The organism is Sulfitobacter noctilucicola, assembly GCF_000622385.1.
Taxonomy (GTDB): Bacteria; Pseudomonadota; Alphaproteobacteria; order Rhodobacterales; family Rhodobacteraceae; genus Sulfitobacter; species Sulfitobacter noctilucicola.
The window spans coordinates 2,992,012-3,007,275 of the sequence record NZ_JASD01000008.1 but is presented as its reverse complement, the minus strand read 5'-3'; the positions used below and the strand labels follow the sequence as shown (position 1 = coordinate 3,007,275).

13 protein-coding genes are annotated in these 15,264 nt (G+C 58.6%); 5 read left to right on the top strand and 8 right to left on the bottom strand.

Annotation, left to right across the window (positions count from 1 at the left end; translation table 11 throughout):
* Positions 1–2 precede the first annotated feature (2 nt).
* The 5 genes from Z946_RS0118260 to Z946_RS0118240 form a co-directional block, all read right to left on the bottom strand.
* Complete coding sequence (locus Z946_RS0118260; RefSeq protein ID WP_025057162.1) at positions 3–800, bottom strand: segregation and condensation protein A; 798 nt, start codon at positions 798–800, stop codon at positions 3–5.
* Positions 793–1,797, bottom strand: coding sequence for a beta-N-acetylhexosaminidase (gene nagZ / locus Z946_RS0118255; RefSeq protein ID WP_025057161.1), 1,005 nt, complete (start codon positions 1,795–1,797; stop codon positions 793–795). Before nagZ ends, Z946_RS0118260 begins: the two co-directional genes overlap by 8 nt.
* Positions 1,797–2,816, bottom strand: coding sequence for an SPOR domain-containing protein (locus Z946_RS0118250; protein ID WP_081780895.1), 1,020 nt, complete (start codon positions 2,814–2,816; stop codon positions 1,797–1,799). Before Z946_RS0118250 ends, nagZ begins: the two co-directional genes overlap by 1 nt.
* Before the next feature lie 77 nt (positions 2,817–2,893).
* Positions 2,894–4,636 (bottom strand): arginine--tRNA ligase, encoded by a 1,743-nt coding sequence (gene argS / locus Z946_RS0118245; protein WP_025057159.1) that lies wholly within the window; start codon positions 4,634–4,636, stop codon positions 2,894–2,896.
* Positions 4,637–4,756: 120 nt separating this feature from the next.
* Positions 4,757–5,905 (bottom strand): deoxyguanosinetriphosphate triphosphohydrolase, encoded by a 1,149-nt coding sequence (locus Z946_RS0118240; protein WP_025057158.1) that lies wholly within the window; start codon positions 5,903–5,905, stop codon positions 4,757–4,759.
* Between the two features lie 74 nt (positions 5,906–5,979).
* On the opposite strand from Z946_RS0118240, the gene Z946_RS0118235 reads away from it, so the two are divergent.
* A complete protein-coding gene (locus Z946_RS0118235) occupies positions 5,980–6,303 on the top strand; it encodes a HesB/IscA family protein (protein WP_025057157.1) in 324 nt (107 codons plus the stop codon).
* A 15-nt stretch (positions 6,304–6,318) separates the two neighbouring features.
* Here Z946_RS0118235 and Z946_RS0118230 read toward each other — a convergent pair whose 3' ends face one another.
* On the bottom strand, positions 6,319–7,401 hold the full coding sequence (locus Z946_RS0118230; RefSeq protein WP_025057156.1) for a DUF6902 family protein: 1,083 nt from the start codon (positions 7,399–7,401) through the stop codon (positions 6,319–6,321).
* A gap of 69 nt (positions 7,402–7,470) precedes the next feature.
* Complete coding sequence (locus Z946_RS0118225) at positions 7,471–7,662, bottom strand: hypothetical protein (protein WP_025057155.1); 192 nt, start codon at positions 7,660–7,662, stop codon at positions 7,471–7,473.
* Positions 7,663–8,030: 368 nt separating this feature from the next.
* Between Z946_RS0118225 and xth the strand changes: the two genes are divergently transcribed.
* The gene (gene xth / locus Z946_RS0118220) at positions 8,031–8,813 is read left to right on the top strand and encodes an exodeoxyribonuclease III (protein WP_025057154.1); all 783 of its coding nucleotides are present in this window, start codon (positions 8,031–8,033) and stop codon (positions 8,811–8,813) included.
* Positions 8,814–8,818: 5 nt separating this feature from the next.
* Here xth and Z946_RS0118215 read toward each other — a convergent pair whose 3' ends face one another.
* Complete coding sequence (locus tag Z946_RS0118215) at positions 8,819–10,441, bottom strand: thiamine pyrophosphate-binding protein (RefSeq protein WP_025057153.1); 1,623 nt, start codon at positions 10,439–10,441, stop codon at positions 8,819–8,821.
* A gap of 238 nt (positions 10,442–10,679) precedes the next feature.
* On the opposite strand from Z946_RS0118215, the gene Z946_RS0118210 reads away from it, so the two are divergent.
* The 3 genes from Z946_RS0118210 to Z946_RS0118200 are packed head-to-tail and all read left to right on the top strand — an operon-like array spanning position 10,680 to position 15,214.
* Complete coding sequence (locus Z946_RS0118210; protein WP_025057152.1) at positions 10,680–13,082, top strand: GcvT family protein; 2,403 nt, start codon at positions 10,680–10,682, stop codon at positions 13,080–13,082.
* Entirely contained in the window at positions 13,082–14,587 is a 1,506-nt protein-coding gene (locus Z946_RS0118205; protein ID WP_025057151.1) for a trimethylamine methyltransferase family protein, read from the top strand. Before Z946_RS0118210 ends, Z946_RS0118205 begins: the two co-directional genes overlap by 1 nt.
* Entirely contained in the window at positions 14,588–15,214 is a 627-nt protein-coding gene (locus Z946_RS0118200; protein WP_025057150.1) for a TetR/AcrR family transcriptional regulator, read from the top strand.
* Positions 15,215–15,264 lie beyond the last annotated feature (50 nt).

The following is a 15,264-nucleotide window of genomic DNA, read 5'->3' as shown; positions in this document are numbered from 1 at the left end:
TCTCATCCGCCACGCGGTTCATCCTTTTTACGCAGTTGGATCGGCGCGAAGGTCTCTGACTGCCGGATTTCCAGATGACCCTCTTTTACCAGTTCCAGCGAAGCCGCAAAGGTCGCAGCCGTCGCGGAGCGGCGTTTGACCGGATCGCTTTCCCACCCCTCGGGCAGGAAGCTCATCAGATCGCCCCATTCGCCGGCATAGCCTATCAGTCCGCGCATGCGCTCCAACGCCTGCTCCATCGTGAACACAGCATCACGGTCCATCACGAAGGGGCGGAACTCATCCTTGGTCCTGATCCGCGCATAGCCCTGCATCAGATCAAGCAGTGTGGCGGTATAGGTGACCTTGCGGACCCGCTCGACCTCGTTTGTCTGTCCGCGAGCAAAGAAATCGCGGCCCAGCTGGTCCCGCGCCATCAGACGTGCAGCAGCATCGCGCATGGCCTGCAAGCGCTCCAGCTGGAACGCCAGATGCGCGGCCAGTTCCTCACCAGATGGCCCTTCCTCGGTCGGATCAGGAGGCAACAGCAGACGGGATTTCAGAAACGCGAGCCACGCCGCCATAACCAGATAGTCTGCCGCCAGCTCTAGCCGCAAGGCTTTGGCCTTTTCGACAAACGCAAGATACTGCCGGGCAAGTTGCAAGACGGATACTTTGCGCAGGTCTACCTTTTGCGTCCGGCTCAACGTCAACAGCAGGTCAAGCGGTCCTTCAAAGCCGTCCACGTCGATGATCAACGCCTCAGCAGCCATACGCTCGGCGACAGAAACCTGATCTTCTTCGAATGTGGTCTCAGCCATGCCCCGCCCCGCCCAAAAGCGCTTCAAGTTCGCGCTCAAGGGCCGGAATGTCAACGTCATCGGGCTTTTTGCGCATTGCAAGCGCCCGCTCTGCGCGGGTTTGGGCCGCTGGCGTCATTGTCCCTGCCGCGTCGCACACGGCGCGCCGGTCTGCCAGTGGCGCATTGCAGAAAAGGACAACGTCACAACCTGCCGCAATAGAACCTGCAGCGTTCTGTGCGAGTGTTCCCGAAAGCGCCTTCATCGAGATGTCGTCTGTCATGACAAGATTATCAAATCCAATTTCCTGCCTGATCAGGTCCATCATCACGGGCGACAACGTCGCTGGCCGGTTGTCCAGTGCCTCATAGACAAGGTGGGCGGTCATTCCCATGGGCACATCACGCAACGCCCTGAAGGGTGCAAAATCAGTGTGTGCCAGATCTTCTGCAGCCGCTGTAATACGCGGCAGATCAAAATGGCTGTCCATGGTGGCACGACCATGTCCCGGCATATGTTTCAGGATGGGCAGAACGCCTCCCGCAAGCATCCCGTCTGCGGCAGCCTGCCCGAGAATAGCAACACGGTCCGGATTATCGCTATAACAGCGGTTGCGCAGGAACTCATGGGTTTCGGCTCCCGCCAGATCAACCATTGGCGCGCAGTTGCTATCAATGCCCGCAGCACGCAATTCATCCGCAATCAGCCGGTACATCAAATACATGGCACGCTGGGCGTTCTCGCCTGCGCGCGCGACAAAATCCAAAGGCGGCATCCATTCACGCCAATGCGGGGCGCGCATACGCTGCACACGACCGCCTTCCTGATCGACAGTGATTACGGCTTCCCGGCCAACGGCATCGCGCATTTCACTACACAGGGCATAGGTCTGCTCCGGCGTTTCGATATTGCGGGCAAACAGGATAAAACCGAAAGGATCGGCATCCCGAAAAAACGCTTTTTCCTCGGCTGTCAGGCGCGTTCCGTCTGCATCAATAATCGCTGCGCCGAATGGCATCAGCGTGTGACCACCGGAATACAATCCGCGTTGTCCGCAACAAGTGCCGCACAGAAACGGCGTGCATCAGCGATATCTTCAAAGCCATGCGCACGCAGACGGTAAAACACGCGTCCCCCGCTGGTCGCCTTTTGCACAATGCGCTGCTTGTCCCCGAGATAGGCATCAAAGCGGACGCTCAGCTGTTCCCACTGCTCACGCGCGACTTCGGCGCTGTCAAAGGCACCCAGCTGTGCCAGACGTGTGCCGGCAGGCAGGGATTTTGCATCAAGTTCGGCTGTATTGCCGCCGGAAGGCTGGCTTGCTTCAGTGGTCAGCGCGGCAGGTGTTACCGTGGCCCGCACTGCCGGGCGCTTCTTGGGACGGACGGACTGGCGCACGCCGGGGGCGGTCTGCAACGCAGCGATCTGCTGCTCGACGGCTGTGACTTCAACAGCAACCGTTTGCGTAACGGCCGCCACGACTTCAGCCTGATCCTCTGCCAGATCGGCCAGCGGTGCGACACCGTTGGTCAACTGCGCCACCAGATCATCTACATTGCCGCTTTGCAGCGCAGCATTCACTTCGGACGGCTCAAGGACCGGTGCCGCGGGGAGCGCAGGCTGGCTTTCGACCTGTGGCTCCGCAGCAACCATTGCGGCTGGCATGACCTGATCTTCTTCGGTCAGATCGATAGGTTTGGGTGCAAGGATCAACCGGTCGGCTGGTTTTTCAGCGGTGCCGACAGCGGCCACAGCATTCACCGAAAGACCCTGATGGCTGGCAGTTTCACCTCCCGGATCTTCGGGACGCACCCGCATTTCGCCTACCGCGGCACGCACGACCGGAATGCCGCTCACATCACGTACAAGCAGCTTGTACCCCCAGACACCGATACCCACCACCAACACGCAGGACAAAGCAGCGCCTGCAATATTTGTAAGCGTTGTCAACTTACTGGGCTGGGGACCTGATCCAAAGGTTGAAGTTGAATCATCATAGTAATCCCCCGCCATGGGGGAAGACGTGAAATCTGCCATCTCTGCCTCATTGCCCAGCGGGTACATTGCCCGGCGGGTCTGGTCTTGGGGTTGCCTGTGCGTGACGGGACGGTGCGTTATCGCATCTCTTCCGCCGGATTGACCCCAAGAATACCAAGACCAGCCGCAATTACAATCGCCGTGGACCGCGCGAGGGCAATTTTTGCCTGCGATGTGGCCGCATCATCCTGAATGAAGCGCAGGGAGGTCACTTCATTGCCCTTGTTCCACAATCCGTGCAGATCACCTGCCAGCTCATACAGGTAAAAGGCAACGCGGTGGGGCTCGTTTGTACGTGCGGCTGTTTCAACCAGTCGTGGCCACTCGGCCAGCTTGCGCAGCACACCCAACTCGCTCTCGTGATTCAGCAGGCTCAGGTCGGCCGCTGCAAGTGTTGCATCATCGGTTGCGATCCCCGCCTCTGCCGCTTTGCGCAGCACGGATGCCACGCGCGCATGGGCGTATTGCACGTAGAACACAGGGTTCTCGCGGCTTTGCTCAAGCACCTTGTCGAAATCGAAGTCCAGCATCGCGTCGTTCTTGCGCGTCAGCATCACAAAGCGTGTCACATCGGGGCCAACCTGATCGACCACATCGCGCAGCGTCACGAACGTCCCTGCCCGTTTGGACATCTTGAAAGGCTCTCCGTTCTTGAACAGCTTGACCAGCTGCGTCAGCTTGATGTCGAGCGGCACTTTACCGTCGGATAGGGCCGATACCGCCGCTTTCATCCGCTTCACATAGCCGCCATGATCCGCACCGAAGACATCGATCAGCTGATCGAAGCCGCGCTGCACCTTGTCGTAGTGATACGCGATATCGGGTGCAAAATAGGTCCAGCCGCCATCGGACTTCATCACCGGCCGATCCACATCATCGCCATGCTCGGTCGATTTAAACAGTGTTTGCTCGCGCGGTTCCCAATCTTCGGGTTTCTTGCCCTTTGGCGGCTCAAGCACGCCTTCATAGATCAGGCCCTTGTTCTTGAGGTCTTCCAGCGCGGCTTCGATCCGGCCAGTGCCGTAAAGCGATTTTTCAGAATAAAACACATCCATCTCGACACCCAAGGCTTTGAGATCGCTGCGGATAAGATCCATCATCTTTTCAGTGGCAAAGCTGCGTACATCTTCCAGCCAGTACTGCTCACCCTTATCAAGATAGTCGTCGCCAACCTTGTCTTTCAGCGCCTCCCCGACCGCGATCAGGTAATCGCCGGGGTATGTGCCTTCTGGAAAGGCGACCTCTTGCCCATGCGCCTCAAGATACCGCAGGTAAACGGACCGGGCGAGCACATCGACCTGTGCACCGCCATCATTGATGTAGTACTCCCGCGTGACGTCATAGCCTGCAAAATCCAGCAAAGACGCCAGCGCATCACCAAAGACCGCGCCCCGGGTGTGTCCCACATGAAGCGGACCTGTCGGGTTCGCCGAGACATATTCAACGTTAACCTTCTGCCCCTGCCCGAGGCTGCCGCGCCCGAAGCCCGTACCTTCGCTCAGGACCGTCTTGGCAATCCCCTGCCAGACGGTCGGCGCAAGCCTCAGGTTCAGGAAGCCTGGACCGGCAACCTCGGCGCTGGTGATCCGCGGATCTTCAGCCAACTTGCCCGCAAGCGCGTCTGCAATGTCGCGCGGCTTCATCTTGGCCGGTTTGGCCAGCACCATCGCTGCGTTTGTCGCCATATCGCCATGTGCCGGATCGCGCGGTGGCTCCGTTGTGATCGGCTCAAGGTTCAGCCCGTCTGGCAAATCACCTGCGGTGACCATCTGCTCCAGCGTTGTCAGGATCAGTTCACGGATTTCGGCAAAAATGTTCATAGCGACGTTCCTTTGTTGCCGTGCATGTATCATCTGCGTGCGGGCAGTCAATTGTGTGCGGGCGCTGCCATGCGCCCCGATCATTTGCATGGAGATGCGGCGGCGTCCGTATGGTCGGGTTTACTCCGCCGCCCCAAGCAACCGCGCGTGCTGCGCATAGGCGTATCGGTCTGTCATACCCGCGATATAATCACATACCATACGCGCCAGACGCATCTTGTCGCTGCCTGCTTCCTCAATCTGGCGTGCCCAGTGGCGTGGCAGCAAATCCGGCTGTGACAGATAGAGCGGGAACAGCTCTTCCACCACCACAGTCACTTCGGCGCGCTTGTCCATCACTGAAGGGGCGCGGTACATGCGGTTGAACAGGAACGATCGTATTTCGCGCAGGTCCTGCCACATCTGTTCGGAGAACCGGATCACCGGCCGTCCCAGATGCCGGATGTCCGCAGCCGACGTAGCACTTGATGCGTCCAGCACAGCCCGCGATGTCTCGATTACGTCGCTGACCATCATCCCGAACACCCGCCGCAACGCCTCATGGCGGCGGCGGTAGCTGTCCGTGTGTGGATAGAGCCTGTCGACTTCCGCATAAGCAGGGCCAATCAAAGGCAAGACCGCAATCTCGTCCTCGGTAAACAATTGTGCACGCAGCCCGTCATGCAGATCGTGATTGTTGTAGGCAATGTCATCCGACAGCGCTGCGACCTGCGCCTCGGCGCTGGCGTGTGTGTGCAGCTCCAGATCGTGCAACGCGTCATATTCGGCCAATGCATAAGGCAGATCACCCGTCACAGGTCCGTTGTGTTTGGCGATCCCTTCCAACGTGTCCCACGTCAGGTTCAGCCCGTCGAAATCGGCATAGTGCCGCTCAAGCGATGTTACGATCTTGATCGCCTGCGCGTTGTGGTCAAATCCGCCGTAAGGGGCCATCAACAAATGCAGCGCGTCCTCACCGGTGTGACCGAACGGCGTGTGTCCCAGATCATGAGCCAGTGCCACAGCTTCCGTAAGCTCTCCGTTTAGCCCCAGCGCACCTGCGATCGTGCGGGCGACCTGTGCCACCTCGATCGAATGGGTCAGCCGCGTGCGATAGTAATCGCCCTCGTGCTCTACAAACACCTGCGTTTTATGCTTCAGCCGCCGAAAGGCGCTGGCATGAATGATCCTGTCCCGGTCCCGCTGATAGCAGGAGCGAAAAGTGCTTTCCTCTTCCGGTACCAGCCGTCCCATGGCCGTTGCCGGATCAGAGGCATATAGAGCGCGCATCGCGGCTGGTCCTTGTGGCCTGTCCCTCGCGCTTCTATATTGTAATCAGCAGCCGAAGAAAACCGAGGTCTGACATGAACCTGCCCCCATCCGTGACCCCCCGCGCCTTTGAGCGTTTGGCCGAAATCGGTGCCGCCGATCAGGGTAAGGCCCTGCGCGTTGCCGTTGAAGGCGGCGGATGCTCCGGCTTCCAGTATGAAATTGATCTGGACGAGCCGAAAGAGGACGATCTGGTGCTTGAGGGCGATGGACAGAAAGTTGTCGTCGACAGCATCTCGCTACCTTTTCTTGCAAACGCGGTAATCGATTTCTCCGAAGAGCTGATCGGTGCCCGCTTTGTGATCGAAAACCCCAACGCCACCTCTGCCTGTGGCTGTGGTACGTCCTTCTCGATGTAGGCGCCAGGGACTGTTTTATCCGGTGCGGGTTTCGAACGTGCCGGATGCTCGGGCAAATCCGCGAAAGAACCTGTCGAACTTGTCTGTTGAGGCTTCTGCCTGTTGCAGGATGTTACGGCTTTGCGCGCCCAGATAGGGGATGACCCGTCCCCGCATCCCGTCCCAGTCTCCGCTCCTCAACACCCCTAGATCCGCAAGGCATTCCGACAACGGGCGCAGCGCACTGGGGGCTTGACCATGAGCGGCGAAGTGCAGCTTTCCGGCGGGCACATCGGCTTCGAACCCGGAATTTGACAGCGTGGCCTGCATCCAGCCAGTCACCAGATAAGTGTGATAGGCGTCCTTGGCTGTCACCGCTCCCTCGCCAATGCAAGGTACAATATGGCCGTGCGCTGTCGCAACGGCTTGGGTCCAGATGGGGCTTGGGGTCTGCCCGATGTAGGAAAGTGCCAGACAAACCTCGGCCAGCAGATCATAGTTCTGGTCAAGAAACGCGATCACGCCTGTGTATTCAAGGCTGGTCACTTCCTCTTCGCCCAACGCGATCTGGTTTCGGCCAAAGTCGGTAAGATAAAAGACAATATGGGTCAGCTCATAGGCCGCTTTTCTATTGGGCAATGCGAACGTGTCACCGCGGCGCATGAATTGCCGCAACCTGTCGCCTAAGGCCCCTTCACCAGGTGCATCTGCCGCATTCCTGCGTGCCAGCAACAGTCGCGCCTCTGCCCGCTGCAAATCAGACAGTTCGGCATCCGCAAGACCCGCCGCAGCTGCCCAGCGGCACAGACCCCTGCCCTTGTTCCCCGACATGCCAAGGTCTTCCAGATCAAGACAGAGCGACAGAAAGAACCGGTAGTATTGGGGATAAAAGCGTACCTTCTCTTCGATCCCGTCATAGAATTCTGCATAGACGCCCAGCGCCTCCGGCGGCAGCGCCACTCCGGATGCATTGATTGCATTCAGGGCTTCCGCATTCTCCTTGAGCCAAAAGACATCATCAGCGGTGCGTCGGCCCTGTGCCAGACCTGCCAAAAGCTGGGCTGCGTTCTGTGTACGGTCGACCCGTGGGGCCGGTCGAAATGTCACAATGTTTGTCATGCCAAAATCCGGTAAATTTCAGGGAGTTTACTGGTCCGGCCCTTTCGAACCGGACCAGTCAGGTCGTGATCAGATGCTACAGCAGAACATCTCGGTCTTTTCTCCGTCCAGCATGCTGGCAGATTGGCCGTTTGTGTTATCCGCCTCTTCTGCTGCCAGTCCGCTGACAAAAAGGTCTGTACCAGCACCAGCTTCGATGCTGGACGCTTCTGATGTTGTGTGTGAGAGGTCAAAGGCTTCTGTTTTCAAAACTGCGTTCATTTTCCGTATCCTTACGTTGGTTAATGTTGGTCAATCGCACCCTGTGGTTGCGATATATTAACCGTTGCTCTCTTAACGAGAATGGTTAAGTGATATTTTTCGGCTCTGGGATTGCCCACAGATTGATGCACATCAGTGCTCGTGAATGCGGTCTCACTAGGATTATATTTAAGCGCGCTCCTTGGCTCTTCGAAAAAATCTTTACGCACACCAGTGGATAACTGCGCATTTCTGCAATTAATTGGACATATTCAACCATTGGTTGAATCGGAATCACAGAATCACCCTTAAGGTGATCGGGTTCACTACTGGCAATTCACGGCAGCCACGACTATGGATCACGCCAGACCCATTGCCCGGAGGCCAGTATGAAAATCGCGACCTTCAACATCAACGGTATCAAGGCACGCATTGATGCATTGCCGAATTGGCTCGGGACTGCCCAGCCAGATGTCGTGCTGCTGCAGGAAATCAAGTCTGTCGACGATGCATTTCCCGTCACCCTCTTTGAGGACATGGGCTATAACGTAGAGACCCACGGCCAGAAATCCTTTAACGGTGTGGCCATCCTTTCCAAGCATCCGCTTGAGGACGTCACACGCGGCCTGCCGGGTGATGATAGCGATGAACAGGCCCGCTATATCGAGGCGACCGTGATGGGCGAGCGGGATGCGCTGCGTGTGTGCGGACTGTACCTGCCGAACGGCAACCCGGCCCCCGGTCCCAAGTTTGACTACAAGCTGGCATGGATGGAGCGCCTGATCGCCCGGGCCAAGGAATTGCTGGCCGAAGAAACACCTTTCCTGATGACTGGCGACTACAACATCATTCCCCAAGCCGAAGATGCGGCAAAGCCCGACAGCTGGCGCGATGACGCATTGTTTCGCCCCGAAGCCCGCGCGGCATGGCGCAAGCTTGTTAATCTCGGCCTGACAGAGGCATTCCGTGCGCGGACCCAAGGGCCGGGGCACTATAGTTTCTGGGACTATCAAGCCGGCGCATGGAACCGCAACAACGGCATCCGGATTGACCACTTCCTGCTCAGCCCAGTCTGTGCCGACTGGCTGCGTGATTGCCAGATCGACCGCGATGTGCGCGCTGGCGAGAAACCGTCAGATCACGTCCCCGTCTGGGTCGAACTGGATTTCTGATGCCGTCAGGCCCGCATGCGCGGGACATCATGCGGATCAAGTCGCAAGTCGATCAACACCGGACCGCTGCGCCCTTCGAGCGCCGCCAAGGCCGTGTCCAACTCGGCACTGGAACGGACCTCATAGCCTTTTCCGCCAAGCGATGTCGCAACCTCTGCAAATGACGGCCAATGAAACTCTGTCAGGCTCGGGTCCATCTTGCGGTCGATGAACTGGATATGCTCGGCACCATATGCTGAATCGTTGGCCACAATCACGATCAGGTCGAGCCCCAAGCGCACGGCAGTGTTAAATTCGTTGATCCCACCCATCATGAACCCACCATCACCGGTGAACATGACAACCGGCCTGTCCGGTGCGGCAAGCCCCGCACCAATCGCTTCCTGAAGCCCCAGCCCGATCGAGCCAAAGTTGACGGTGCAGACAAAGCTTTGCGGGTCGGGTGCGGACACGCGGCACCAGACTTCGGTCATGAACCGGCCCCCATCAGTTACCAGAACACGATCACGTGGCAGGGCTTCCTCCAGACGGTCCAGCGCATAGGTAAAATTCACAAACCCTTCGGCTGCGGCTTCCTTGCCTGCGGGGTGCACATTTAATGTACCAGCCTCCAATTCTTGCGTCCAACCGCTGCCGACGACTTCGGCGGTGTCAAGCCAATAGACAATTGTCTGCGCTGTCAGCCCTGCATCCGCAATCAATGCCGCATCAGGATGCAGCCCCCCGCCAATCGCGGCAGGCTCAATATCCACCTGCACGATCCGTTTGTCCTTCATCAGCTTACCACGGTCGGTCGTGAAATCATGCAACGCGGTTCCGAAGCAAACGATGCAATCAGCCTGTGCAATCAGCTCGTAGGCTGCAGGCGTGGAAAGTGTGCCGAAGATATCAATGTTGTGGGGATGTCCGTTGAATAGCCCCTTGGCCTTGAGGGTTGTCGCCAGCGGGGCCTGCAACCGGTCCGCCAACGCGATCAACTCCGCGCGCGCAGCCACTGCACCCGCACCGGCAAGAACCAAAGGACGCCGCGCTGATGCAATCATACCAATGGCATTGTCCAGCGTATCGCCTTCTGCCACGCCGCCGGGGGCGGTAAAGACATTCAGCACCTGTGTATCATGCTCGGTCTCCTGCCACATAAAGTCGGCAGGCATATTCAGCACAATCGGGCGGCGCTCCACCTGTGCACGGTAAAAGGCGCGGGCCACGTCTTTGCCTACCGTCTCGGGCGTGCGCAGCTGCTCGAACCCGGCACCGGTCGTCTTGACCAGTTCGCGCTGATCAATGCTTTGCAGGTGGCGCGGATTGTCTGTAGGCGTGTCACCCGCCAGCAAAACCATCGGTACGTGGCCGCGGGCCGCCTCCGTCAGCGCTGTCATACAATTTGTGAGCGCCGGACCGTGGGTCACGGTGGCGACCCCCACCTTGCCAGACACATGCGCATACGCGAGCGCCATCAAGACCGAACTCCCCTCATGCGCCGCAGGCACAAACCGTCCACCGCAGTCGCGCACAAAGCTGTCGACCATAAACAGGTTCGCATCCCCCATCAGTCCGAACATCGTCTCTACCCCCTGTTCGTGGGTGGCGCGGGCGATAGACTGATAGACGTGGGTTGTGGCGCTCATGGCGTGTCTCCTTGGCTGACGTTGCCACCGGATAGCATCCGCCATTTGCAAAGCGGGCGCATTGTCGGCCAAGGCCAGGCAAAAATTGCGCGATATTTCGATGATTGCCTCCGATGGCGCGTGAATTCCGCACCATCCCGCCCGGTCGCCATTTTAAGCCGGACGAAACTGAAAGTTCTGGACAGGTCTGTCCAGAAAAATGCAAGCTCTGGACATAACTGTCCAGAAGGGTGACCCCATGAAATCTCATTACCGTGCAGTCGTGATCGGTGGCGGCGTTGTCGGGACGTCGGTGTTGTACCACTTGGCGAAACTTGGCTGGAAGGACGTGCTACTGATCGAGCGTTCAGTCCTGACAGCAGGCTCCAGCTGGCATGCGGCAGGCGGCATCCACGCCCTGAACGCGGACCCGAACATCGCAGCCCTTCAGGCTTATACAATCGACCTGCTGCCCGAGATCGAGAAAGAATCCGGTCAGTCCATCGGTCTCCACATGACGGGCGGCATGACCCTTGCCGGAACACCGGACCGCTGGGAATGGTTGCAATCGGCCTACCGGACATTCCAGTCCATCGGCATCGACGACTGCCGGCTCATCACCCCCGAAGAAGCCGGAGAGCTTTGTCCGATCATGTCAACGGACGGCATTTTGGGCGGCATGTGGGCGGACCGCGAAGGCTACGTCGATACGACGGGCACCGTGCACGCCTATGCCGGAGCGGCAAAGAAACACGGGGCCGAGATCGTTGAGAACAACCGCGTGCTTGAGCTGAACCAGACAGACAGCGGCTGGGAGGTGGTGACCGAAAAGGGCACCATCCAGACCGAACATGTGATTAACGCTGCGGGGCTTTGGGCCAAACAGGTCGGGCGCATGGCGGGGATCGAATTGCCGGTCTCCCCGCTCAACCACCACTATCTGATTTCCGACACCATCCCCGAACTGGAACAACTGGATTTCGAAGTGCCCATGACAGTGGACCTCGAAGGGTTCACCTATATGCGGCAGGACCAGAAGGGCATCTTGCTGGGAATATACGAAGTGGATCACGAACACTGGATGGTTGACGGCGCGCCTTGGGAATATGGCTTCGAGCTGCAAAAAGAAGACACTGACCGCATCGAAAAAGAACTGATTATGGGGTTTGAACGCTATCCCGCCTTGCAAGAGGTCGGCGTTAAGACATGGGTCAACGGGGCCTTCACCTTCTCGCCGGATGGGAACCCGCTTGTGGGCCCCGTTCAGGGCAAACCCGGCTATTGGTGCGCTTGTGCGGTGATGGCAGGCTTCCTTCAGGGCGGTGGCGTCGGCAAATCGCTGGCCGAATGGATGATACACGGAGAGCCCGAGGCAGATGTCTTTGGCATGGACGTGTCCCGCTACGGTGATTTTGCCCAGAACAAACGGTTCATCAAGGAAACCACCGGCCAGTTCTATTCGCGCCGGTTCATCATGACCTATCCCAATGAACAGTTGCCTGCAGGCCGCCCGCTGAAAATGGCACCCGCCTATAGTGACATGACCGCAGCGGGATGCCGCTGGGGTGCAAGTTACGGGTTGGAGTTGCCGCTTTACTTCGCACCGCAAGGATTTGAAGAAACCCCATCCCTGCGCCGCTCGAATGCGTTCGATATCGTTGCCGAGGAATCCCGCGCCGTCCGGCGGGATGTTGGCCTGCTCGACATCTCCGGCTTCTCCCGCTTCGAAGTCACAGGGCCAGACGCCGCCAAGTGGCTCGACCGCGTTATGGCCTGCAAACTCCCCGGACCGGGCCGCGCACGTCTGGCTCCCATGCTGTCTGAGGAAGGCAAATTGAAAGGCGACCTTACTGTTTTCAATTGGGGGGATGGGACGTGGTGGATCATGGGCTCCTACTACCTGCGGGACTGGCACAAACGCTGGTTTGCGGATCACATGACCGGCGACGTCAAGCTGCGCGATATTTCCGATGCGACGGTGGGTTTCTCCCTCTCGGGGCCGAACAGCACAAAGGTGCTGGAACGGGTCACTGACGGGCCGGTAAACCTCCCGTTCATGGGGTGCGGTACAATGGACGTCGGGCTGATCCGCGCCAGAGTCGGCCGCCTTTCCGTCACAGGCGAGCTTGGCTACGAAATCCATTGCAGCGCTGCCGAACATATCGGCCTGCGCAAACTGCTGTTGGCAGCAGGCGCGGATCTGGGGATCAGGGAAATCGGCTTTAATGCGCTCTTGTCTTTGCGGCTTGAGAAGAGCTTTGGCATCTGGAATGCGGAGTTTACCCAAGGCTACACCGCAGCCGAAACCGGCATGGACCGCTGGATAGACTGGACCAAAGAGGACTTTATCGGGCGCAAGGCCGCAGTGGCAGAACGCGATGGCAATGGTCCGGTCAAACGATTGGTCACGCTTGAGGTTGCCGCAGACGGTGCCGATGCCAGCGGCTATGAGCCGGTCTGGAACGGGGATACCCGCGTGGGCTTTGTCACATCGGGCGGATATGGTCACACAATGGGCAAATCCTATGCGTTGGCGCTTGTGAATACCGAACAGGCAGCAGAAGGCACCGACCTTTCGGTTCATATCGTCGGCGTGGAGCGGACAGCCAAAGTCATCGCCCCCTCGCCTTACGATCCCTCCGGCAAAGCGATGCGGGCCTGATGGCGCGCCGTGGCCGCGAGAAAGCAACCGCCAAACGCGATGTGAACTACCGACAATTGCGCAATCCGTTTCCACCGATGGAGCTGTTCTCGAAGGACGAGATCACATCGATGCATGAAACGGCGCTCCAAACTCTGGAGGATCTTGGCATACGGGTGCTGTTGCCACAGGCCCGCGATATTTTTGCCAAAGGCGGCGCAGGTGTCAAAGACGAGATGGTCTATATCGGGCGGGACATGGTTGAGGCCGCGCTGGCATCCGCGCCCAAGTCGATAGAGTGCCGTGCCGGCGCGCCACACCGCGACATCAAACTTGAACTGGGTGCCCTCACCTTTCAACCCGGTGCCGGCGCACCCCATGCCACCGATCTGAAGCGCGGCAGACGCCCCGGGTCGGCACGTGACTTCAACGAGCTGGTCCGCCTGACGCAACACTTTGATGTCTTTCAGATGGTAGCACCGCTGATTGAACCTCAGGATGTGCCAACACACCTGCGCCACTACTTCACGCTGGAAACGCAGCTAACCCATTCAGACAAATTCCCCTTCATCTTCTCGCGAGGTACACCGCAGGTGATGGAGAGCTTTGAGATGCTGGCAAACTTTCGCGGGCTGGACGCCGATGCATTTGAGGCCACGCCGCACGCCTACACGATTATCAACACCAACAGCCCGCGCACGCTCGACATTCCTATGGCGCAAGGGCTGATCGACTTTGCCAAACAGGGACAGCTGTCTATCGTGACGCCGTTTACCCTGATGGGGGCAATGGCACCGATCACAGTGGCAGGTGCAATTACGCTTAGCCATCTGGAAGCTTTAGCGGCAATCACCCTGACCCAGCTAGTCCGCCCCGGCGCGCCGGTCTGCTACGGGACGTTCACCAGCAACGTGGACATGAAATCAGGCTCTCCGGCCTTCGGCACACCTGCGCATTTCCAAGCGTCACTCGCCGCGGGCCAGATGGCACGGCTCACCGGTCTGCCATGGCGCTCCGCTGCAGGGTCTGCATCCAATTTGAACGATGTGCAGGCGGCGAATGAAAACCAGATGGGGCTTTGGGGCTGCCTGATGGCCGGTGCCAGCGTGATCATCCACTCCGCAGGCTGGCTTGAAGGCGGGCTGAGCGTCTCTTACGAGAAACTGGTCACCGATGCAGAGGTCCTCAATATGATCGCGGAACTATGCGCCGGTGCCAAAGCCGGTACGGAAGAGATCGGATTGGACGCGCTGCAACAGGTCGAACCAAGCGGCCACTTCTTTGCAGCGGACCAGACCATGGGACGCTACAGAACCGAATTCTACGAGCCTATCGTGCATGATTACGCAAACTTCGGCACATGGACCGACCGAGGCGCGCAGGATGCCAATACCCGCGCTACATCGGTCTGGCAGGATATTCTTACTCGCGGTACAGGACCTTCGGTAGATGCGGCCCGACTTTCGGAGTTGCAAGCCTATGTCGCCACGCGCACGTCTGCGGGCGGCGCACCGCCGGAGAGTTGAATGGCAGACGGACATATAAAGGTAACGCGTGACGATTGGTTGGAGGCGGCCAGACAAGCGCTGATCCGTGACGGCGTGGATACGGTAAAGGTCATGGCGCTTGCGTCTGAACTCAATGTGTCACGCTCCAGCTTCTATTGGTATTTTAAGAACCGCGATGACCTGCTGGGTGCCCTTCTGGATCAATGGGAAGAGCGGAACACCCATTCAATTCTACGCCAATGCGCACGCCCCGCCGCATGCATCAACGAGGCTGCCTGCAACTTTTTTCGCTGCTTCATTGACCCCGCGCTGTTTGATCGCGGGCTCGACTTTTCGGTGCGTGCATGGGCGCGTCAGGACGACCAAGTCCGCAGGCGCATAGACGCGGCGGATGCCACCCGACTGGACGCGTTGGAACAGATGTTCATGGATCATGGCAGCGACGCGACAGAGGCCGATTGGCGCGCCCGCATGATATATTTCATGCAACTGGGCTATCATGCGTTAGAAGTTCAGGAGACGATGGAGGTCCGCATGGCCCGCCTGCCCGGCTACCTTGAGGGCTTCACAGGCCGCGCCCCGACGGAAGCAGTAATGAAAGATTTCCTCACCTTTGCCAGACATCACGCAGGGCAGGAAGCCTGACGTCTAAGCGCGCTTTCAACACAGGCATACCGGCGATGTAACCCGCGCCC